Raw genomic sequence first — 21,207 nt, 5'->3', positions numbered from 1 at the left:
AGGCGCGACTTTCTTCGGAGGCATCGGGAAAGGCCCAGAAGCGCCGATTCGCAGACGCGCCGTCAGTCCTCGTTCCAACCCGTCTTGAGAAAACTCTCGGTGTGCTCCCCGATCCGGGGAGCCGGTCGGGAGATGCACCAGGCGGTATGGTTGAACCGGTACGGCGCCCCAGGATGGGTCTCGACTCGGCCCGTATACGGATCGGTCACCTCGGTCGCGAATCCCCGGGCGACGAGGTGTGGGTCGGCGACCGCCTCCTCCGGCGACGCCACGAATCCCGCGACGATGCCGCGGCGCTGACAGCCCAGAAAGAAGTCATACGCCGGGAGGCGCTGGGCGAGCAGAACCATCGCGTCGCGCGAGGCGTTCCAGATCTCCTGCGCCAGCGGGTCGGTCGCGAGCTCGATGACGGCCACACCGCCGCGCTCGGCCCCGAGCTCCAGCAGGACCACGTCGGGGAACTCGTCGCGCAGCCCGACCAGGTCGACCCACTCGACGATCGAGGCGTAGTCCTCGGCAGCCCGCGGCGGGAACCCCAGGACGACGTGGTGCCCGTCGGCCGCCTGGACCTGCGTCGGAGCGCTGCCGCCGACCATCGCGTGCCGGCCCGTCTGCCGCTCGACGATGCCCCCGTCGGTGAGGTACTGGGTGGTGGCCAGCTCGCTGGAGACGTTGAGCGCGGCGTCGACGCTGACGTCGACGTGCTGCCCACGCCCGGACACCGCGCGGTGCAGGAGCGCGGTGAGCGCGGCCGTGACGGCGAAGGATCCCGCGACGTGCGCGCTCTGCCCGCCACCGCCCCGCACCGGCGGCAACGTGTGGTCGTCGTAGCCGCAGTTGTGTACCGGGCCGCCGCCGGCCATCAGCGTGAGGTCGGTGGCCGGGACGTCGGGGGGCGACCCGCGCCGCCCGAACGGCGTTACCGAGACCCAGACGAGCGACGGGTACTCGTCCGAGAAGGTCGCCGGGTCGAGCGTGAGCAGGCCGGTGTCCCGCGCCGGCAGCCCCTCCAGGAGAACGTCGCAGTCGGCGAGAAGCACCCGGAACCGCTCGCGGCCCGTGCCGTCGCCCAGATCGAGCAGGACGCTTCGCTTCGAGGTGTTGTAGTGCCGCCAGTGCAGGCTCGCCTCGGGCGCCGGCAGGTCGCCGGCGAACGGGCCCCAGCCGCGGGTCGCAGACCCGCCGGGGGGCTCGACCACGACGACGTTCGCTCCCAGGTCGGCGAGCACCTTGCCCGGGTAGGCGGAGAACTCCCCGGCGATCTCCAGGACGCGCAGGCCGTGCAGCGGGCCGGTCACACGGCCCCCTCGGCCGTCAGCTCGGCCTGCTCGGCCTCGTCGACACCGAGCAGATCGCCCAGGACGAAACGGTTGTGCTCGCCGAGGCGCGGGGCGCCGCGACGCAGTGACCAGTCGGTCTCCGACAGGTGCACCGGCAGCCCCTCGACCCGCATCGGCCCGATGTCGGGATGCGTGACGGTCGGCCAGAGATCCCAGTCGGGTGTCGCCGCCGCCCCGTCGATCCGCTCGGCCGGCGTGCGGACGGGGCTGGCGGGGATCCCGGCCGCCACCAGCCGGTCCGCGAGTTCCTGGCCGTCGAGTCCGGCGGTCCACGCGGCCAGCCGGGCGTCGAGCGCGTCCTGGTCGGCGAGCCGGGCGGCGAGCGTCGCCAGCTCGGCGCCCACGGCCCAGGGCTGGCCGATCTCGTCCGCGAGGCGCCGCCAGTCCAGGTCGTCGCGGCAGGCCAGCGCAATCCAGCGGTCCTCCCCCAGCGCGGGGTAGATCCCGTGCGGTGCCATCGCGGGGGCGCCGCCGCGGTTGGAGTCGACGGATCCCGGCGCTCGCGGGGTACGCCCGTTTAGGTGGTGGTCGAGGATGTCGGGACCGGTGAGGCTCAGGCCGACCTCGACGCCGGCCACATCCACCCACTGCCCCTCGCCCGTCTGGTCGCGGTGCCACAGCGCCGCGAACGTCGCGATCGCCATCGCGTAGGCGCCCATGTGGTCCATGTACGAGAAGCCCCAGCCGGCCGGCGGCTGCCCCTCCAGGCCGGCGGTGAAGGTCAGGCCGCTCACCGCCTGCACGATCGGCCCCCAGGTGCGGAAGTCGCGGTAGGGACCGGTGGCGCCGAACCCGCTGTGGGAGACGTAGACGATGTCGGGCCTGATCTCCTGGAGCCGTTCGTACGGGAAGCCGAGCCTGGCGAACACCCCGCCGGCGAAGTTCTCGGTCACGACGTCGGAGATCGCGATCAGCCGGGTGAGCAGGTCACGGCCGCGCTCGGTGCGCAGGTTGAGCGTGATCCCCAGCTTCTCGGTGTTGTGGTTGTTGAAGCCGCCGCCGAACTCGATGCCGCGGCGTTCGTCACGGTAGGGCGGGGCGCCGCGGACGATGTCCCAGCCGCCCCTGGTCGCCGGGTCCTCGACACGGATCACCTGGGCGCCGAACGCCGCGAGGATCCTGGTCGCCCCGGCGCCGGCCAGCTGGCCGGACAGGTCGCACACGCGGATCCGGCGTAAGGCCGTCGACCTTGCTTCGAGATCAGCCGGGCACCCGGCCCACCGATCGACCAGCCCGCCGGCGGCGGGCCGCGACGACGATCCGACCACTCGCTGCCTCCTGGGTAGGTGCCTGAGCGGGTGGAGCACCCGCGGAGGACAGTTTCTATCAAGCGCTTGACAGAAAAGTCCAGGTCTCCGCCCCATTCGCGGCGTATGTCCGCCCTTTGGCGCAGCCAGCTTCCCGGGACGCGGCCTCAGCAGCGGTCGGCGGCAAGGGGCGGCAGGGGCCCGGTGACCAGGTGTGCTCGGCGTCGGCGACGGGCAGCCGGCTCACCCGCGATCGGTCACGCGCGACGGCTCACGCGCTGCCAGCGGCGACCGGTCCAGCGCCGCGCCGACCGCCGGCTTGCCGCCCGGGCGCAGCGTCAGCGAGCCGCCCGCCGGGATGCCGAGGGCCTCGGCGGTGCACCCATGCCGAGGGCCTCGGCGGTGCACCCGTCGACCCGGCACGTCCTGACCGGGACACGTGACGTGAGCCTGCCACCGAGCGGGAGCGCGAGCGGCTGTCCATCCGTCGCTGGACCTGCCGCGGGCCAGGATCGCGGCGGGCCACTCCGCCTCCGCCCCGGGGCCGACATCGAGCGGCTGCTATTCGCCCCGGCCTGCGCCTCGGCGGCGCACCGACGAGATCCAGCGCAACGCGATCGCCGAGCGCGGTGTCGGTCTCCCCCGCTGAGCCTCCGGCGGACCCGACCGGTTCATGACTCTCCGGTCGCGGATTCGAGCCCCCACCCGCCTCGACCGCCTGCCGCAATTTCTGCAATCGACGAAATGATTCCTCAAGGGAGAGTCGTCTCATCTTGATCTCAAGACCTCGTGGCCGCTTGCGGTGTCACGCGCGCCGGTGGCGATGAGAGTAGCCGGACGGTGCGGCGGCTCGTTCTCTTTAGGAGTGGCCCGTGGCTAACAACCGTAGTTCACGGCCGCGGTCGACGGCGCTGGAGCGGCCGGTGGCGCCGAGTTTGGTGTAGATGTGGCGGATATGTGTGTTGATGGTGTTGACGGAGACGGACAGTTCGTGGGCGATTTCAGGTCGGGTGAGGTTGGTGGGCAGGTACCGCAGTACTCGCAGTTCGCTGGGGCTGAGCTGCTCGTGCGGCTGCCCCGGCGCGACGGCGGGGGTCGCGGGGGTCGTGCCGTGGACGGCGTCGCGGATGTCGGCGATCAGGGCGGCGTGGGCGGTGGCACGCGAGGGCGCCATCTCGAGAAGTTGCCATGCCCCGGTCATCGAGAACGGCGCGATCAGCCGGTCGGGTCCGGCGATCTCGAGTGCCTGCTCGACGCAGGCGCGAGCCGCGGGAAGGTCGCCGAGGTCACGGTGGGCGAGCGCGTCGAGGAGGTGGGCCTCGACGCGGGTGAGGTAGGGGTTGACCGGTGCGGTGCCGTCGAGTACCGGCCGGAGGGCGTGCCGGGCGGCGTCGGGTTGGTGGGCGGCAAGGTGCAGCGCCGCGGTGGCGTTACGCATTTCGCCGGTGGCCGCTAGGTCGGGGTCGACGGTGGCGAGGGTTGCTGCGGCTTGGTCGAGCAGTCCGAGGCGGGCCTGGGTGGCGATCGTCCAGGCGGTGACCCAGGTGGTAAGCCCGTGCCGTCCCGCCATGCGGGTCTGGACTCGTGCGGCGGTGGTGAATGCGGTGAGGGCTTGCGGGTGCTGGCCTCGTGCGGCATACGAGACGCCGTCGACGAGGTGCAGCAGGAGTTCAAGGCCGGGTTCGCCGCCACCGTGGGCGGCGGTCCGGGCCTGGTCGAGCCATTGCCGGCCGTGGTCGAGTTCTCCGGTCCAGATGAGGGTGCCGGCGAGTGTCGCCAGCGCCGGTGCGATCACCGGTGCGGTGGCCCAGCCATGCCGGGCGGCCAAGGCGATGGCGTCCTCGCAGTGCTGCCGGGCCTGGCCGAATGAGTGGGCGATCGCGGCGAATCCGAGGTGGGCGCGGCAGGCGACCTCGAGGTAGGGGCGGTTGATGTCGTGGGCGAGGGCGGCGCCGTCGCGGAGGTGTCGTTCGCTGTCGGCCAGCCGTAGCGACCAGGCTTCGGTGACGCCGAGGTTCATCAGGGCCAGGGCCCGCAGGTCGGCGCCAAGGGCGAGGCCGCCACCGATGGTGCCGGCGCTGGAGAGGGTGTCGATCTGGGCGATGACACCGTCGAAGTGGCCGCGGAGCCGGGCGAGTAGCAGGTCCAGCGACGCGATCGCCAGGTTCAACTGGTCGCGGTGGACCGCTGGGGACGTTGCGGCGTAGGTGCGCACGGTGTCGAGGTGCGCGGCGGCGTGGTCCAGGCGCATCCGGTCGAGGTCGGCGATGGTGTCCACCAGCGCCAAATCCGGATGCGTGTCGCGGATCGGGGCAGGAAACGCCTGGAGCAGGCTGGTCACGGTGGCGGCGTGGCCGTCGAGGGTGAGGCTGAGCGCGTGGTCGGTGAGCAGCCGGGCTGCGGCGCTCCAGTCGCCGGCGGCTTGGAGGTGGCCGATGGCCTCGACGGGGTGGTTGCGCTCGGTCAACCAGCCGGCGGCGAGTCGGTGCAGCTTGGGCACCTGGCCGGGTTCGGTGCGGCGCAGTTGCAGGGCGAGCATGTCGGCGACTAGGTGATGGAACCGGAACCAGGTGCGGCCGGGGTCGAGGGAGACGACGAACGCGTTGGTGTCCTCCAAGTCGAGCAGGAGCCCCTCTGAGCCGGTGGCGCCGGTGAGCAGATCGGCCAGCTCGCCGTTGATCCGGTCGAGCACGCTGGTGCGCAGCAGCAGCCGCTGGACGTCCGCCGGCTGCCGGTCGAGCATTTCGGCCATCAAGTACTCGGCGACGGTGCGGTCGGTGCCGGAGAACTCCGCCACGAACCCGGCCGGATCGGGGTTGCCGGACAGGGACAGCGCGGCCAGGCGAAGGCCTGCGGCCCAGCCCTCGGTCCGCTGGTGCAGGACGGCGACGAGGCGCTCGGGTAGGTCGACGCCGGCGGCGGAGAGTAGCTGACGGGTTTCGCTCGCGGTGAAGGTCAGCTGCGCGGCGCGGATCTCGGCGAGTTCCCCGTCCAGACGCAGCCGGTGCAGGCGCAGGGGCGAGTCGTGTCGGGTGGCGACAGCCGCGTGCACCGCGGCGGGAAGGTTCGCCAGCAGTTCGGTGAGATGCTCGATCGCGGACGTCGAATGCAGCTCGTGGAGATCGTCGATGATCAGTGCGGTGGCACCGTCGAGGGCGGCGAGTTCACCCAGAACCTGGGCGACCATCGTGGGACCGTCGAAGTCCGGTGTCGGCGACGGCGGGTCTGCGTGGCACGCCGCCCGGATCGCGGCTAGCAGAGCGAGCCAGAACTGGTGCGGGTCGGCTTGGCCCGGCCGCACGGTCAGGAACACGATGCGGCGATCTGTCGCGGCGTGGCCGGCCCAGGTCCGCAGGAGCGACGTTTTTCCACTGCCGGCGGGTGCCGAGATGACCGTTACCCGACGCTCAGTGGCGCGGTCCAGTGCGGCAAGCAGACCGGGTCGGCTGATCAGCCCTGGTCCAGGGGCGTGTGGCGGATCGACCGTGGTGGACGCGGCCATCCGCGTGCCCTCTGAACGTGGCACCGTGTCAGCCTATCGCACGCGAATCACCGGAATCTGGTGACGACCGGTCATCCGGTCGGCGACAACGCTCAAGCGACCGGCCAGTCAGGCCGGGCGAATTTGAGCGGAGATCGTGATGACATCAGCCGCCACCGACGAACCCCAGCCGCTGCCCGACTACGCGCCGGTCCCGGACTTGGCGCTCGGCCCGGCCCTCAACGACCACGGCTTCTACGTTGGCAGAGTCCAGCGCAACCTGTTCTGGGTGACCGACGGCACTTACCAGTGCGCGTTCTTGGCCACCCGCGACGGGGTGGCGCTCTTCGACGCCCCACCGACGATCGGACACAACCTGCGTCGTGCCGTCGATGAGATCACCGCGGCCGAAGGCGTCCCGAACACGGTGACGCATCTGGTGTATTCCCACCACCACGCCGACCACGCTGGGGCGGCGGACCTGTTCGGCGACGACGTGGTCCGCATCGGTCACGTCGAGACGCGGCGGCTGCTGCTTCGCGACAACGACCCGACCCGCCCGGCGCCCGAGGTCACCTTTGAGGATCGGTACACGCTGCAGGTCGGCGGAGAGCGAGTCGAGCTGGCGTTTCACGGCCCGAATCACTCGCCGGACAACATCTTCATCCACTTCCCGGACCACGACGCGCTGATGCTCATCGACATCGTCAACATCGGCTGGGTACCGATCTACAACCTCAACCTCAGCGAGGACGTTCCAGGCTATCTCGACGCCCCCGCCCAGGCTCTGTCCTATCCATGGACGCACTACATCGGCGGGCACCTCGGTCGGCTCGGTACCCGCGACGACATTGCCCTGCACCAGCGCTACATCGCCGACATTGTCGACAGCTGCCGTGCCGCGCTGGGATCGGTGGATCCGACACCGTACTTCGTGAGGTACGGCGCGAACGTGTGGGCGGCGGTCGGCGGCTACCTCGACGCCGTCACAGCAAAGGCAGCCGCACCCATCATCGCCCAGTACACCGGCGTGCTCGCGGCCGCGGACGTGCCGGCGTTCACCACCAGCACCACCTTCACGATCCTGCAGTCGATGCGCCTGGACCTCGGCGCGGGCTCCCAGGTCCACCCGTGACCACACCCGGCGCCCGAGCCAGCCGTCCGGACCTGGGCGGGTACTTCCCGCTCGGCCCGTGGCGGGTGCACAGAGCCGGGTACGGGGCGATGCAGCTGGCCGGCGACGGGTTCTTCGGACCGGCGACACGCGATGGCGCCGAGGCGGTCCGGGTACTGCAGGCGGCCGTCGCCGCCGGCGTCGACCACATCGACACAGCCCAGTACTACGGGCCCGGCACCGTCAACCAACTCATCCGCGAGGCGCTGCACCCCTACCCGGCGAGCCTCGCGATCGTCAGCAAGGTCGCCGCACGACGCGACACCGACGGCGCGCTGGTGCCCTTCGACGACCCGCACGAACTTCGCCAAGACATCGAGGACAACCTCACCACCCTGGACATCGACCGGCTTGCCGCGGTGAACCTGCGGATCGCGGACCCGGCCGCACCCGCGGGCCGGCGGTTCGACGCCCAGATCGCCGCCCTCGTCCAGGCCCGCGACGAGGGCCTCATCGGCGGTGTCGGCATCAGCAACGTCTCCCGGGAACACCTGGTCCGGGCCAGGGCACAGACCGAGATCGTGTGCGTGCAGAACCTGTTCAACCTGGCCGACCAGTCTGCCCGCGACGTACTGGCCGAATGTGAGGCCCATGGCATCGCGTTCGTCCCGTACTGCCCACTGGGCTTGGCCGGAGACCAGCGGCGCCGGCTGCTCACCGAACCCGTGCTCACGGCGACCGCCGCGCGGCTTGGCGCGACACCGGTGCAGGCCGCGCTCGCCTGGCTGCTGGACCTCGCGTCGAACATTCTGCTCATCCCGGGCACCCGCACCCGCGGCCACCTCGCCGAGAACCTCGCCGCCGCCGACGTCCGTCTCGACGACACGGCCCGCACCGAACTGACCCGCCATTTCCGACCCTGAACGAGCTGACGACCGTGGACAACGAAGAGATCATCCGCAACGCGTACCGGATCGCCGAGGCCAAAGACACCGAAGGCTGGCTGGCCGCGTTCACCCCCGACGGGACGTTCACCGACGAGTCGATCGGGGTCACCTACCGCGGCCAGGACCGGACGTTCCCGCTGGACAACTACGGGCGGGCGTTCTCCGACATGCACCGCGAACTCCACCAGGTCTACGTCAACGGCGACATGGTCATCGTCCAGCTCGCGCTGCAGGGCACCCACGACGGGCCGCTCCAGGCCGGCGACGGGATCATCGCACCGACCGGCAACCGGATGGACGCCCCGTGCTGTGACGTGTTCCAGCTGCGTGACGGCAGGATCGAACGGTTCGACTGCTACCCGTCGGGCACCGTGATCCTCGCCCAACTCGGTGTCCTCGGCGCCCTCGACGCCGCCATCACCCGCTCATGACCACGCCGATCACGGGCGCCGAAGCGGCCGACCGGCTGGCGATCCGCGACCTCGTCGACGCCTATGCGCACTGTGCCGACCGCCGCGACGCCGTCGGCCGGATGCGCGCTTCCACCCGGAGCCTCCGGTCGCGCGAATCACCGGAATCCGGTGACGTGTCCTCACCTGCCGGACGACAAGGCTAGAAGGGCCTGCCTCCCGGCAGGAGATTCAGCAGCGGATTTGCCGTCGGCGAGCGCCGCCTCGGGAGCGCTGACGCGAATCCCAGGGGAAGGGAGATCCTCGGTGAGCACCGAGCAGCGAGAGACCCTCGACGCGATCCTGCGACAGTCAGTCTTCCCTGACGGCATCGATGTCATCGAGCAACGGCGACTGCTCAAGGAGTTGGTGTCGGCGCAGCCACTGCCCGCCGACGTGACCGTGACCGCAGCCGCACTGGGCGGCGTACCCACTGCCGAGATCACCATCGACGGCATCGAACCCCGCCATGTCGTCCTGTACTTTCACGGCGGCGTGTACGTACTGGGGGACGCCGTCAGCGCCGCCAACCTGGCCTCCCAGATCGGCCGGCGGACGCACGCAAAGGTCATCTCCGTCGACTACCGGCTTGCCCCCGAGCATCCGTATCCAGCAGCGGTCGACGACGCCCTGACCGCCTACGAAGCCCTCCTGCACAACGGCACCGCACCGTCGGACATCGTCTTCGCGGGCGAGTCCGCCGGCGGCGGACTCGCGATCGCCACCCTGGTCAACGCCCGCGATCACGGGCTGCCCCTGCCGGCCGCGGCCCTCGTCATGTCACCGTATGCCGACCTCACGCTGGCCGGGGCGACCATGGACACCAAGGGGGAGGTCGACGTACTAATGAGTCGAGAAAATCTTCAAACCCGAGTCGCCGACTACACGGCCAGTCAAGACGCCGCTTCCGGGCTGATCAGCCCCATATTCGCCGACCTGTCCCGCCTGCCGCCGCTGATCATCCAGGTCGGAACCCACGAGGTGCTCCTTGACGACGCCGTCCGCCTCGCGCGACAGGCCGCCACCGCCGACGTCGACGTCACCCTCGACATCACCCCCGGAGTACCGCACGTCTTCCAGACCTTCTATCCGATCCTCGACGAAGCGGTCGGCGCGCTGGACCGGGCCGGACAACTCCTGTCGACGCATCTTGCCAGCGCAGAACGCGTCACCGGATAGGGAAAGGCAGAACGCATGGCTACGTTCAACGACACGATGATCGAGAGCTTCCGGGCCAACGACGGCGTCCTCGGCGGTCCTTTCGAGGGCAGGACCACCCTCCTGCTACACACTCCCGGCCGCAAGTCCGGCAAGCAGTTCGTCAACCCGCTCGTCGCGGCGCCCCACGGCGACTCGTACATCGTCTGCGGCAGCGCAGGCGGTGCGCCGCAGGACCCGCAATGGGTGGCCAACCTAGAGGCCGTCGAAGGCCCCGTCACCATCGAGCTGGGCGCCGACACGGCGCAGGCCGACCACCGGGTGGTACGCCCCGGCCGCGACGACGACTGGGACCAGCTGTACGGCGTGTGGCGCGCATATTGGCCAGACGCCGCGACATACGAGAAACAAACCGACCGGAAATTCCCGGTCGCCGTCATCACCGTACGTTAACGGCCACGTCTCGTTCGAGTCCCAGTTGGCTTCGACGCAAACGGCTACCTGCGGTAGCGGCGGGGCCAGCGCTCGGCGCACATCCGGATCATAAGCCTGTCGCCTGTCGCCTGTCGCCTGTCGCCTGCGGCCCGAGGCGGCTGACCCCGGACAACCAGGCCCGGCGCGGCCGGGCCATCGTGGATCAATGGTTCTGCCTCCCGAGTGGCTCGGTGAATCCGGGGATCATCTTCTCGAGGAGACGCTCGCGATCCTCAGCGACCCGGCGTACATCACAGTGGCCGTGTTCAGCGCATTCTCCCCATGCCCCGCGGTGCCTGGCGCCGCCGTTTCGCTTCCCGACGCTCCGCCCGGGCGAAGTGTGGACGCATCCCCGCCGCTGCCGATGACGTGTTTGGCGAGCAAGGCGCTCACTGCGGAGGTGGGCGTTCTATCGTGAGTGCGTCAGAGGATGTGTGTTCCGGTGCTTCCCCGCCCAGGATCCGACTGTCGTCGAGACGACGTTCGTCAGCTATGAACGCCGACAGGACGCGCGGGCTGGGTGACCGATGAGGAAGGGTTTAGGAGTGCGAGCGCGGACGGTCGACCGCCTGGTGTGGCAGGTTTGCACGGGCGACGGCTTCTACAGACGTCGGCGGGCTGGTCGGGCCGCCGACCGGCTTGCCCGAGCCATCAGTCGTGGTGACCTGCTCGGGGGGCGGATGCCGAACACGGTGGAGGTCCTTCTCGGGTGGCTGCCCGAGTCACTGCCGCGTCGGGCTGACCGCATCCGTCTGGCGCTGCGTTCGCTACCCGATCCGGCGGCGCAGCATCTTATGTGCGAGATCGCACTCAGCCAGGGTGGTGAGGCGAGGGCGGCTGCGATCGAAGCTGGCTACCTGCCCGCGCTGGACGCCGACCGCGCGGCCTACTTGGTGCTGACCGATCAGTGGGACCGTTACCACGAGTCGGACCCGGATGGACGTCTGCTCGCCGCCGCCTACCGCGCCCGCCCAGCGTCGGGCCGGGACCGCATTCGGGCCGCCTGTCAGCGCGGACGCGTGGACACGCTACAGATCCTGGTCGGCGATGACCGGCGCGCCGGAGTACGCGACCTCAACGCTGAGACGGCGGACTACCTGCTCGAGTCGCTGATCTCGGCGGGGCGGTGCCAGGAGGCTTGGAGTCTCGTTTTCGACCTGCGGTTCGAATGGGGTCTGCTTGCGGCAGCCCGGCTGCGCGATGCGGATATCTTACCGGAAAGATCGTCGGACGCTCCGGCGCCCTGGGCGACGCGACTTCGGTGAGCTATGGCGAGGGCTACTCTTCTCGCTACGACCCTCGTCCTTCCCATATCGCTTTCGCCCCGGCAGGCGACGAAATTCTGGTCGGGACCAGGCAGGGCGATGTCGGAGTCAATTTCAGTTCGGGCAGCAAGGGGGTGGGCCGCTCCTTCTCCGTGGCTGGCAGGAGCCCGATCGTGGATATTGTGTCGATCGGGGAGACCGCGATTGTTGTGGCGGCCGCCGAGAACGGAAACATCGAAGTGTCAGACTGGATCAGCGCCTCGAGACTACTTTCGATTAAAACAGGCAAACGAATCCGCGCGTTGGCCGCATCCCCCTGTGGGGCCTTCCTGGCTGGGACGTATCATGACGGCACCATCGAGCTATGGGACCTGCGCGCACTGAAGATCGCCTACCTTTTCCAGTTACCGCTCGTAGACGCGACTCCCGACCACCTGACCCAGGTCCAGGATGCCGTCGCGCATGGACTCCCGCCGCGGCTCCGACCGCACGTGGAGGCACTCGGGGCGGTGCTGCAATACCGTTTCCGCCACGTCATCCAGGTCGGCGAGCATTACGGCCCCGAGAGAGGATAGTCAGCCGATACCGGACTTCGCGAACCATGAGCCAAGGGTGCCAACCGCCTTCCAGGCCTGGCACTGATGACCCCACGTCGATCGAGGCGGCACGGCACCAGGCAGGACCACGGCTCCCCGAATCCGTCACCCCACAAGCGCTCACGTATAACGAGCAGGGCGGGATGGGTCTCGTCCCCCGGATGCCTCACCTGGCCTGGAACGTAGACCTAGCGGTGCAAGAACCCTCGTCCGGAGTTGCTCTGGGGTAGGGGATACGGAGCGTTTCATCCCGGGGGCGAAGGCCCTTGGTGCCGCTCGGGTGCCTCCGCACTTGTGTAGGTGTCATTAGGTGTAGGTACAGTTCGACACACGGATTCAGCTGACAACCTCCAATCGAGGGGGCCGCTCTTGTGGCCGCAAACCCCGCCGAGCTGCGACGGCTCGCTGAACGCGCCGACGTCGCCGCCGACTCGGCCGCCAGGTACATCGCCGCCTACAACTCGATGAGGCTTCGCTACTCCGACCCCTACGCCGGCTACGGAAGACACAAGGGTCTCCATTACCAAGATGCGGAGGACCGCGATACCCATACGGGCAGCGACCGAGCGGCAAGCGCCGCCCACGCGGCCGCCCTCGACGCCGATAATGCCACCCGCAGCGCCCTCGACGATGTCCGAATCCGCATCCCGGTCGCCGCCCGCGTCGCAGTCGCCGCGCGCGCTCGCCTCACGACCAGGCACGCTCGCTGTCCCGGCGCCAAGGAGGCGCGCGCGGCCACCATCGCCGCTCGTCGGGCCGCCGCCTTCGCCCGTCTGGTGGCGGACCGGATGGAAACGCGCGACCGCTCCTGATCACACGCTTGGGCTTGGACCCGTCCTGCGCGGGCATTTCTGAAAGCGCGATCCGCGTCTCATCGGACGAAAGCGCGATCTCGTAGTTAGATCGACCTCGGCCCGACTGCGGTGGTCGAAAGCCAGGGTTATCAGCAGTTGATGTTGCTCATCGTGAGTAAGACGATATCAAACACGCGTTGATCGTCGGTCCAGCAACATCCAGTTCTTGCGCCCCATTTTACTGATCTTAGTAACGGTGGCGTTACATTCGCGAGGCGCTGACCAGCGTCGATGCGAAGTCGACGCTGAAGGTCAACGTCGCCAATACGGAGACTGCCTGCTGATCACGGCGACCTTGCCCCGCAAGGGCTGGCTGTAGTCCTACATGATTCTTCTCCTTGTTGTGATCAGGACTGGATGGTGGGGCGGACGACAATTTCGCTGATGTCGATGCCGGCGGGCTGTGCGATCGCGTAGCCGACTGCGGCGGCGACAGCGGACGGTGGCATGGCGATCTCCTCGCGTTGACGGGCCAGCGCCGCTGCCGCCTCCGGGCTCGCGCCTTTGCCGACGCCCTCGGTGTCGGTGAAGCCCGGCGACACGAGGGTGACGCGCAGGTCCGGACCCGACTCCTGCCGCAGCCCCTCGGTGAGTACCTTGACTGCGGTCTTCGTAGCCGCGTAGACGCCCTGCGGGGACTTCACGACATACGCCGCGGTCGAGGCCACATTTACGAATTGGCCCGAACGCTGGCGCCGGAACACGGGCAGCGCCGCCGCGATCCCGTTGAGCACTCCGGTGATGTTCGTCGCCACCATCGCGTCCCAGTCGTCCTGCCGCATGTCATCGAACGGCGACACCGTCAGGGTGCCGGCGTTGGAGACGAGGACGTCGAGCCGCCCGTGCCGCTAGACCGCCGTGCCGACGAGCCGGACGAGATCGTCACGGCGAGTCACGTCCATGACCAGTCCGGTCGCATCACCGCCGCTCGCGATAACCCGGTCGACTACCTCTTTGAGCCGGTCCTCCCGTCGCGCGCCCAGCACGACCCTGGCCCCTCGCGCCCCGAGGTGTTCTGCGGTCGCGGCACCGATGCCGCTGCTCGCGCCAGTGATCGCGACGACTGCTTCGTCGATTCGCGCATGCATGTGAAGTCCGACCTTCCGATCACCGCCGGTACGCTGGAACCGGACGGATGTCCAGATCGACGGTAGTGGACAGGTGTCCGTTTGTCGAGAGGGGTGACGTTGCGCGCGGACGCGAGGCGGAACAAGGAACGGATTCTCGACGTCGCTCGCGCGGCGCTCAGTGCCGGGCAGACGCCGACCATGGCCGCGGTCGCGCGGGCGGCCGGCGTGGGTCAGGGGACGCTGTACCGGCACTTCCCGACGTGGCAGGACCTCGTGATGGAGGTGCATCGCGCGGACATGGCGGAGCTCGTCGATGCCGCGCCGAAGCTGCTCGAGCAACAGCCGCCGGTCGAGGCGCTGGCTGCCTGGCTGAGTCAGCTCGCCGAGTACGGTCGGATCAAGAAAGGCCTGAGCGATGCCATGCACGCCGCGATGCGTGAGCAGTTCGCCGGCGAGGAGCACTACCCGGATCTGGCGCCGATCGACCTCATCCTCGATGCGGGCAAGGCAGACGGCAGCATCCGCGGCGACGTCTCCGGAGAGGACGTGCTGCTGCTAGTTGGGTTCCTCTGGCGCCTGGACCTGACCGCCGACCGCGACGAGCGCTCCACGCGACTCCTGCGCATCGTGCTCGACGGGTTGCGGGCGAGGACGTGAAGGCGGCCTGGGACGTGAAGGCACAGGACAAGATCTTCGAGAGCCTGGGCGGTGACTTCTTCCAGGAGGTCCACCGGTTGGACGCGCGATCTGAATGCGTCCTGGCCGCGCCTCGCGACCGGATATCCGGCGGCACGGCGCCGGTAGAGGACGGTGGCGGTGGGGACGAAGATGATCAGTAGTCCGATGACCAGATCGGGGTCGCGTGGACGGGGTGCTGCATGGGCCACGCGTCGATCGAGGCCGCTGGGTTGGGGTTGCCGAGCAGTTCGCGGGCGGCGGCGGTGACGGCGCTGATCGGGTTCCAGGTGGTGAGGTCGCGCAGCCAGGGGGTCATGCGCTGGGTGGGGACCAGGGCGTTGGATACGAAGACGATCGGGAGCAGCAGGAGCAGGCCCAGGGCTTGGGCGGTCTCGACGCCCTTGCTGGCCAGGCCCAGGCAGGCGCATCCCCAGGAGACCGCGTAGCCGAGCTCAGCGCGCTCGCGGCCGATCTCGTGCGCCAGAACGCGGGCGTCGCGCAGCGACTGCCTGCGACCAGGTGGCTACGACATCCGGTCAATGTGATAGCGCCACGTTGCCGTGTCGGCGCAGCAGCATCCGCCAATTGGCGGATCCAGGCGACGGATCTGCGAATAATCGTCGGTAACGGCAGCTCGCGCACTTAGGAAAACTGACCCGGCGCGCCAATGTTGCGCATGTCGCGATGTTACGACCGCCGGAGGTCAGGATGGGTACTGCGATCGACGGTTCCGCCATTGACAAGGTTCTGAAGGACGCTGTCGCCACGGGCGTTGTTCCGCATGTGGCGGCGATCGCGGCTGATCGGGACGGGATCATCTACGAGGGTGGAGCGGGGGTCCGGATTGTAGGTGAGAACCATGACCCGGTAACCACTGCGACTCATTTCCGCATCATGTCGATGACCAAGATGGTGTGTACCACGGCCGCGCTGCAGCAGATGGAGCGAGGTGAGCTGGAGTTGGACGCGCCCGTCGACACCTACTGTCCACAGTTCGCTGACGTGAGGGTGTTGGAGGGTTTCGACGGGGATACTCCGAAGCTCCGCGCCGCCCGCGGCCGGGCCACGGTGAAGCAATTGATTACTCATACCTCTGGGTTAGGCTACTGGTTCTGGAACGCCGACCTGGTTCGCTTCGAGAAGGTGACTGGGGTGCCCAACGTGGTCCCAGGCTCGGCGGAGGCGTTCAAGGCCCCGCTGGTGGCCGATCCGGGAACCGAATTCGTGTACGGCATCAACACCGACTGGTTGGGCAAGGTCGTGGAAGCGGTCGCGGGCAAAACTCTCGACGTGGTAATCAAGGAGGGGGTGACCGGTCCGCTCGGGATGAACGACACGATGTTTCGATTGGACGAAGCGCGTACCGCCAACTGCGTCACGGTTCATGTCAAAGGCGACGACGGTACGTGGAGTTCAGCCGGCGAGATCCTGAACCAGAATCCGGACTGGTGGGCCGGGGGCCACGGCTTGTACTCGACGCCGCGGGACTACGTCCAGTTGGAGCGCGCGCTGTTACGGGGCGGAGAGCTGGACGGGGAAAGGATACTTCGCCAGGAAACGGTCGACGCGGCGTTCGCCAACCAGATCGGTGACATCGACTTTCCGGCCGAGATCCCGAGCGCCGACCCACCGATCACCGACGCGTTGCGGGTCGGACCGGGCTGGAAGTGGGGCTACGGCCTGTTGCTGAACACCCAGGACGTGCCCGGGCGGCGACGGGCCGGCACGGGTGCCTGGGCCGGCCTGTTCAACACCCACTTCTTTGTCGACCGTACGACGGGAGTGTGCGCCTCGATCTACACCAATTCGCTACCGTTCATCTCTGAACACGAGGCGTGGAAGACCTATGTCGACTTCGAGGCGGCACTCTACTCCTGCCTGTAACCGCTCCTCCCTGTAACCGCAGCTGTGGCCCGCGGTGACCGGCGAGGACGACGACCTCGCCGGTCACGGTGGAGGCGCCGCCGCGCGTCGGCGGCTCCGGCATGATGAACTGAGGCCTACCAGGACGATCGAGAGGCCGGGCGCGATGCCGACCGTCGCACGACCCGAGTTCGACCCGGAGCTGAAGGCCGGGCTCGCGGTAGTCGGTGGCGTTTTCCCACCCACTGTCACCGTCGACCTCATCGCCTTCATGCGTAAGTCCTACGCGTCGCCTCCGATCGAGGAAACACTGCGGGGGCGCGCGATCGAACGCCGGGACGAGACCATCCGGGGCCACCGCGGCGACGCCGTCGGCGTCTCGGTGCTCCGACCTGTCGGCGTCACCGAGCCACGCCCGGGTGTCGTCTTCGTGCATTCGGGCGGGCTGATGTTCGGCGACCGGTTCAGCGGTGCCGATCTCGTCCTCAACTGGGTCGACAAGTTCGGCGCCGTGCTCGTCACAGTGGAGTACCGCCTCGCCCCGGAGTTCCCCGACCCCTACCCCAGAGAAGACTGCTACGCAGCCTTGGAGTGGGTCGCAGCAAGCGCCGAACGGCTCGGGATCCGCCGCGACCGCATGATGGTGGCCGGGGCGAGTTCGGGCGGTGGGCTGGCCGCCGGAATGGCCCTCGCCGCCCGGGACCGCGGCGGGCCGCGGCTGTGCGGTCAGGTGCTCGACTATCCGATGCTCGACGACCGCGGCATCACCCCCTCGACCAACCAGTTCGACGGCGTCGGGGTGTGGGACCGCGTCAGCAACGAAACGGGCTGGACCGCACTGCTCGGCGACGCCCGCGGCGGACCTGACGTGTCCGAGTACGCGGCGCCCGCGCGAGCCACCGACCTGCGAGGTCTGCCCCCGGCGTTCATCGACGTCGGCGCGGCCGAGATCTTCCGCGACGAGGCGATGGCGTACGCCGACCGGCTGTGGACCGCCGGCGGGAACGCCGAGCTGCACGTGTGGGCAGGCGGGTTCCATGCCTTCGACATCTTCGCTCCGCACACCATGGTGGGACAAGGGATGATTCGCACCCGCGACGCTTGGGTGGAGAAGATCCTCGCCGACTGACCCGGCGGCCGACTACTACGCCCCATACTGTGACGCAGGACACTAAATCGGCGCTCAAGGGGTTGGGTGAGTAGACGTGCAGGAGCTGCTGGGTCGCATCGCAGCACTCGACCCCCAAGCAAGTTTGAGCCTGCGGGTCATCGCCTGCTTCGACGAGCTGATCGTGGGCAACGTCAACACCCGCGGCCTGCTCGGCGCCGCCGCGTCGCTGGCTGGCTGCGACGCCGGGTTCTGCCAGGAACTCCCGCCGCGCGCACTCCGCGTCACCGCCAAAGGTGCACTGGTCGCGGACGGCCCGCCGTGTCCGACCTCTGCCGTCACCTCCGAGGGCATCACCGTCTGGTTGGACCGCACCGGGCCCGCCCACGCCAACGACGCGATCATCCTCGAACGACTTGCCCTGGCCGTACGTGTCCGCCATGGCCGGGGCCGGCGCGACCTGGAGAGCCGCCGCGAATTAGGCCTGCTGGTCGACGGTACGGTGCCGGTCGAGGAACGTAGCCTCGCCGCCGCTCGCCTCAACCTCGTGAGCGGGGCGCGCTACCGCATCGTCGCCGCACCGCTGTTCGCCGTCTGGGAGAGCCACCCAACTGGGGCCGAAGACGTCGTCGCCACCCCGTTCGGCCCCGTTCACGCCCTCGTCGTGCCCCACGACCACGAACCCGTCGCCGCCACCCCATCCGGCACCGGGCTCGCGGCTCGCGTGGAGAACCTGCATCGCTCGTTCAGCACCGCGGTGGTTGCGCTCAGGCTGTGCGAACCGCCGCGCATCCCTTCCGTGCAGGCCGACCGCTACGGCGGCTTGGTCGGCCTGCTTGCCGACGCCCCCACCGACACCGATCTGCCCGACGTCGACTCCCTCGACCAAGTCATGACCCACGTATGGGGGCCAACCACCCTCGACGCCCTGGTCCGCGCCGGATCCGTCCGACAAGCCTCTCGACTCGCCGGAGTCCATCACAGCACCCTGCAAGCCCGGCTCGACGCGGTGACCGAGCTGATGGGCTTCGACCCGTTCGACGGCATCGGCCGCACGCGACTCGGCATCGCATACCTCATCTGGCGGCTCAGAAACTCTCGAGTGCTCGACCTGCCAGCACCGACCTACAGCGACTCGAAAACCCGGTGAGCCGGACGTGCCCCAGATAGGTGGGCGCCACCTCGGTCGCGGGGTCGATCGTTTTCAGGTAGGTGGCGTTCTTCAGCCACCAGCCTTGAGTATCTCGTAGAGAACGGTCCAGTTCTCGGTGCCGCGGCCCGCGGTGACGGCCCGGTCGTAGTGCGCCTTGACGGCTTTGGGTAGCCGGGTGTCGATGCCGGCCTTCTCACTCGTCCACACGATGTGGTTCGCTGTGGCGCCCATCATCCGCGCCGTGCTGAGGTCGCCGGGGTGTTCGCCGGCCTCCAGGCGCCGGGCCAGGTCCCGTCCGTCTCCGATCATCGTCGGGATGTCGGTGAGGGAGTTCAGCGCGCCGGGTAGGAAGTCGGCGGCCGGGACACCGGCGGCGGTGACGAGCGCGGTGGCGTGGAGCAGGCTTGACAGAGCGGTGAGGAAGACGTCGAGGTACGCCTGGTAGAAGAGCTGGGCCAGGCCTGGGTCCTCCCCGAGGTACCTGGGCTCGCCGATCAGTCTGAGCGTCGGTTCGTGTACGTCGAACACCGCACGGGGCCCGCTGTAGAACACATGTGCCCCAGGGCCGCCCACGGCGGGAGCGGGAACCATGACGCCTCCTGTCACGAAGCTCGCTCCGTGTCCGGCCGCCCATTCCGCCGCATCCCGAGAGGCGTCGGGCGTGTCCGAACTGAGATTGACCAGGACCTTGCCGGCAAGAACACCTGAGGGTCGCGAACTCTCGGCGACCGGGCCGAGGATGTCGTACATCGCCTGGTAGTCGGTGAGGCTGAGGATGGTCAGCTCGCTGGCGGCAACCGCGGCTGTCGGTGTGGGCGCCATCGTCGCGCCCCTGGCGATGAGGTCGTCGGCGCGCCCCGCGGTGCGGTTCCACACCGTCACCGGATGGCCGGAGCCCAGCAGGGACGCGGCGATCGCTCGACCCATCGGGCCAATGCCGATGACCGTCACGGAGGACAGACCGCCCTCGCCGCTCATCGGGCCTTCCTGAGCTCTTCGAAGATGCGGGCGGTGCCCTGCCGGCCGTAGCCGGCGGCGATCTGCCGGCGCACGATGTCAAGCACGGGCCGCAGCACCTCGACATTGACGCCCTGGTCGAGGCTGGCCGTCACCAGCGAGGCCAGTGCGGCTTCGGTGAACTCAAGGCTCTGCTGGCCCGCCCCGGCGTAGTCTTCGGCGTCTACTGTGGCGGCGAGGCCGGCCAGCTGGCCGGTCATGGCAGCGAGGAAAGGTGTCTGCCGTCGGGCGAACTCGGCCGCCGACACGCCCTCGACACCGACCATCGCCGCGCCGTGCAGAAAACCGGCGAACATCGTGTACATCCCGACGAGCATCGCCAGGTCGCGCAGCGAGGCCATACCGGGGTCGGTCCCGAAGTAGTCGCTCTGCCCCCACAGATCGAGCAGTTCCCGGTTCTCCTCGAAGGCGGCCTCGGGGCCGCTGTAGAAGATCGCCGCACCCGGACGCCTGATCATCTCAGGTACGGCCATGATCGCGCCGTTCAGGTAGGTGATGCTGTGCTCCGTCGCCCAGGCCGCGAGCTCGCGGGCCTGGTCCGGTGTTGTTGTCGTCAGATTGATCACGGTGCGTCCGGCCAGGCTGGCGGCGACCGGATCGACCACGGCGTGCACCGACTGATGGTCGAACAGGCACACGACGATCAGTCCGTCGCCGGTGATCGCCTCCTCGACGGTCTCGGCAATGGTGGCGCCACGCTCGCCGAGTGCCCCTGCTCTGCCCGGGGTGCGGTTCCACACCACGGAGGGTCGGCCGGCATCGAGAGCCGCGGCGGCGAGCGCGCTGCCCATCGCGCCCAGGCCCAGGAAGGTCGTACGGGTCGTCATGGATCGTCCCTTGCTTCGCTCGGTGGTCTGACTGGCGTGCCGTCCCGACCCTCCCCGCTAAACTTTCCCACCGGCAAGTACCTACTATTTTGTTCGATACTTACCCGGAAGTGAGTGTCCAGCTAGGCGAGGTGGAGGGTCTGATGGTGACGAGCGCGAGGCGCGGTCCATACGTCTGCGGCATCGACGCCGGTATGGACGTGGTGTCAGGGAAGTGGAAGTCGCTGATCCTCTGGGAGCTGAACAACCACGGCGCCCGGCGGTTCGGAGAGCTGCGGCGCGGCCTTCCCGGCGTCAGCGAGAAGATGCTCATCCAGCACCTGCGCGAGATGGAAGAGGACGGCCTCGTCCACCGCGAGGTGTATCGCGAGGTCCCACCCCGGGTCGAGTACTCCCTCACCGAGCACGGCACGTCACTCAACGAGGCCCTCCGCCCGCTGGGCGAGTGGGGAAAACGACGTCACGAGCGCCTCGCCGCCAAGGACACGCTCGAATCCGCGTAACCAGCCGCGCCTCGCTGCCCACGATCCCCACGATCATGGTGACGAGACGGACCGGAACCGCCG

General features: G+C 68.9%; 21 protein-coding genes and 1 pseudogene. 15 read left to right on the top strand and 7 right to left on the bottom strand.

Going from position 1 to position 21,207, the window contains the following annotated elements:
• Positions 1–62 precede the first annotated feature (62 nt).
• From BCD48_RS30795 to BCD48_RS30785, 3 genes are all read right to left on the bottom strand, one after another.
• Positions 63–1,298, bottom strand: a complete 1,236-nt coding sequence (locus BCD48_RS30795) for a CaiB/BaiF CoA transferase family protein (RefSeq protein WP_071051892.1) — start codon at positions 1,296–1,298, stop codon at positions 63–65.
• Positions 1,295–2,503, bottom strand: a complete 1,209-nt coding sequence (locus BCD48_RS30790) for a CaiB/BaiF CoA transferase family protein (protein ID WP_241842125.1) — start codon at positions 2,501–2,503, stop codon at positions 1,295–1,297. Before BCD48_RS30790 ends, BCD48_RS30795 begins: the two co-directional genes overlap by 4 nt.
• A gap of 943 nt (positions 2,504–3,446) precedes the next feature.
• Entirely contained in the window at positions 3,447–6,089 is a 2,643-nt protein-coding gene (locus BCD48_RS30785) for a winged helix-turn-helix domain-containing protein (protein WP_071051890.1), read from the bottom strand.
• Positions 6,090–6,228: 139 nt separating this feature from the next.
• On the opposite strand from BCD48_RS30785, the gene BCD48_RS30780 reads away from it, so the two are divergent.
• From BCD48_RS30780 to BCD48_RS30745, 9 genes are all read left to right on the top strand, one after another.
• Positions 6,229–7,203, top strand: a complete 975-nt coding sequence (locus BCD48_RS30780; RefSeq protein ID WP_083419453.1) for an MBL fold metallo-hydrolase — start codon at positions 6,229–6,231, stop codon at positions 7,201–7,203.
• Positions 7,200–8,105, top strand: coding sequence for an oxidoreductase (locus BCD48_RS30775; RefSeq protein ID WP_241842124.1), 906 nt, complete (start codon positions 7,200–7,202; stop codon positions 8,103–8,105). Before BCD48_RS30780 ends, BCD48_RS30775 begins: the two co-directional genes overlap by 4 nt.
• 14 nt (positions 8,106–8,119) lie before the next feature.
• The gene (locus BCD48_RS30770; protein ID WP_071051889.1) at positions 8,120–8,560 is read left to right on the top strand and encodes a nuclear transport factor 2 family protein; all 441 of its coding nucleotides are present in this window, start codon (positions 8,120–8,122) and stop codon (positions 8,558–8,560) included.
• A complete protein-coding gene (locus BCD48_RS52580; protein ID WP_071051888.1) occupies positions 8,557–8,745 on the top strand; it encodes a hypothetical protein in 189 nt (62 codons plus the stop codon). The genes BCD48_RS30770 and BCD48_RS52580 overlap by 4 nt, the downstream gene beginning before the upstream one ends.
• 100 nt (positions 8,746–8,845) lie before the next feature.
• Entirely contained in the window at positions 8,846–9,757 is a 912-nt protein-coding gene (locus tag BCD48_RS30760; protein WP_071051887.1) for an alpha/beta hydrolase, read from the top strand.
• Positions 9,758–9,772: 15 nt separating this feature from the next.
• Positions 9,773–10,189: a nitroreductase/quinone reductase family protein gene (locus BCD48_RS30755; protein ID WP_071051886.1), complete on the top strand. Its 417-nt coding sequence runs from the start codon at positions 9,773–9,775 to the stop codon at positions 10,187–10,189.
• 815 nt (positions 10,190–11,004) lie between these two features.
• Positions 11,005–11,475, top strand: a complete 471-nt coding sequence (locus BCD48_RS30750) for a hypothetical protein (protein WP_131804133.1) — start codon at positions 11,005–11,007, stop codon at positions 11,473–11,475.
• On the top strand, positions 11,472–12,050 hold the full coding sequence (locus tag BCD48_RS50860; protein ID WP_131804132.1) for a WD40 repeat domain-containing protein: 579 nt from the start codon (positions 11,472–11,474) through the stop codon (positions 12,048–12,050). The genes BCD48_RS30750 and BCD48_RS50860 overlap by 4 nt, the downstream gene beginning before the upstream one ends.
• Before the next feature lie 392 nt (positions 12,051–12,442).
• Positions 12,443–12,883 (top strand): hypothetical protein, encoded by a 441-nt coding sequence (locus BCD48_RS30745; protein WP_071051884.1) that lies wholly within the window; start codon positions 12,443–12,445, stop codon positions 12,881–12,883.
• A gap of 389 nt (positions 12,884–13,272) precedes the next feature.
• Here the strand turns inward: BCD48_RS30745 and BCD48_RS54260 are convergent.
• Positions 13,273–14,013 (bottom strand): annotated as a pseudogene (locus BCD48_RS54260) (SDR family oxidoreductase).
• Between the two features lie 99 nt (positions 14,014–14,112).
• Between BCD48_RS54260 and BCD48_RS30735 the strand changes: the two are divergent.
• Both BCD48_RS30735 and BCD48_RS51645 read left to right on the top strand, forming a co-directional pair.
• Positions 14,113–14,652 carry a TetR/AcrR family transcriptional regulator gene (locus BCD48_RS30735; protein ID WP_157910589.1) on the top strand — a complete coding sequence of 180 codons (540 nt, stop codon included), beginning with the start codon at positions 14,113–14,115 and terminating at the stop codon, positions 14,650–14,652.
• 14 nt (positions 14,653–14,666) lie between these two features.
• Entirely contained in the window at positions 14,667–14,834 is a 168-nt protein-coding gene (locus tag BCD48_RS51645; protein WP_157910588.1) for a hypothetical protein, read from the top strand.
• On the opposite strand, the gene BCD48_RS54255 is transcribed toward BCD48_RS51645, so the two are convergent.
• Complete coding sequence (locus tag BCD48_RS54255; RefSeq protein WP_274536598.1) at positions 14,828–15,145, bottom strand: ABC transporter permease; 318 nt, start codon at positions 15,143–15,145, stop codon at positions 14,828–14,830. The genes BCD48_RS51645 and BCD48_RS54255 overlap by 7 nt on opposite strands.
• A gap of 236 nt (positions 15,146–15,381) precedes the next feature.
• On the opposite strand from BCD48_RS54255, the gene BCD48_RS30725 reads away from it, so the two are divergent.
• The 3 genes from BCD48_RS30725 (at position 15,382) to BCD48_RS30715 (ending at position 18,794) form a co-directional block, all read left to right on the top strand.
• Positions 15,382–16,557, top strand: coding sequence for a serine hydrolase domain-containing protein (locus BCD48_RS30725; protein WP_071051881.1), 1,176 nt, complete (start codon positions 15,382–15,384; stop codon positions 16,555–16,557).
• A 145-nt stretch (positions 16,558–16,702) separates the two neighbouring features.
• On the top strand, positions 16,703–17,665 hold the full coding sequence (locus BCD48_RS30720; RefSeq protein ID WP_083419469.1) for an alpha/beta hydrolase: 963 nt from the start codon (positions 16,703–16,705) through the stop codon (positions 17,663–17,665).
• A 76-nt stretch (positions 17,666–17,741) separates the two neighbouring features.
• Positions 17,742–18,794: a helix-turn-helix domain-containing protein gene (locus BCD48_RS30715; protein WP_071051880.1), complete on the top strand. Its 1,053-nt coding sequence runs from the start codon at positions 17,742–17,744 to the stop codon at positions 18,792–18,794.
• Between the two features lie 72 nt (positions 18,795–18,866).
• On the opposite strand, the gene BCD48_RS30710 is transcribed toward BCD48_RS30715, so the two are convergent.
• Both BCD48_RS30710 and BCD48_RS30705 read right to left on the bottom strand, forming a co-directional pair.
• Entirely contained in the window at positions 18,867–19,775 is a 909-nt protein-coding gene (locus BCD48_RS30710; RefSeq protein WP_071051879.1) for an NAD(P)-dependent oxidoreductase, read from the bottom strand.
• Positions 19,772–20,641: an NAD(P)-dependent oxidoreductase gene (locus tag BCD48_RS30705; protein WP_071051878.1), complete on the bottom strand. Its 870-nt coding sequence runs from the start codon at positions 20,639–20,641 to the stop codon at positions 19,772–19,774. Before BCD48_RS30705 ends, BCD48_RS30710 begins: the two co-directional genes overlap by 4 nt.
• 143 nt (positions 20,642–20,784) lie before the next feature.
• Here BCD48_RS30705 and BCD48_RS30700 point away from each other — a divergent pair, with 143 nt between their 5' ends.
• Positions 20,785–21,144 carry a winged helix-turn-helix transcriptional regulator gene (locus BCD48_RS30700; protein WP_071051877.1) on the top strand — a complete coding sequence of 120 codons (360 nt, stop codon included), beginning with the start codon at positions 20,785–20,787 and terminating at the stop codon, positions 21,142–21,144.
• Positions 21,145–21,207: the final 63 nt, after the last annotated feature.

Source organism: Pseudofrankia coriaricola (genome assembly GCF_001854805.1).
Taxonomy (GTDB): domain Bacteria; phylum Actinomycetota; class Actinomycetes; order Frankiales; family Frankiaceae; genus Pseudofrankia.
Note: the sequence above shows the minus strand (reverse complement) of the source record. Positions and strands in the feature narration are given on the sequence as shown.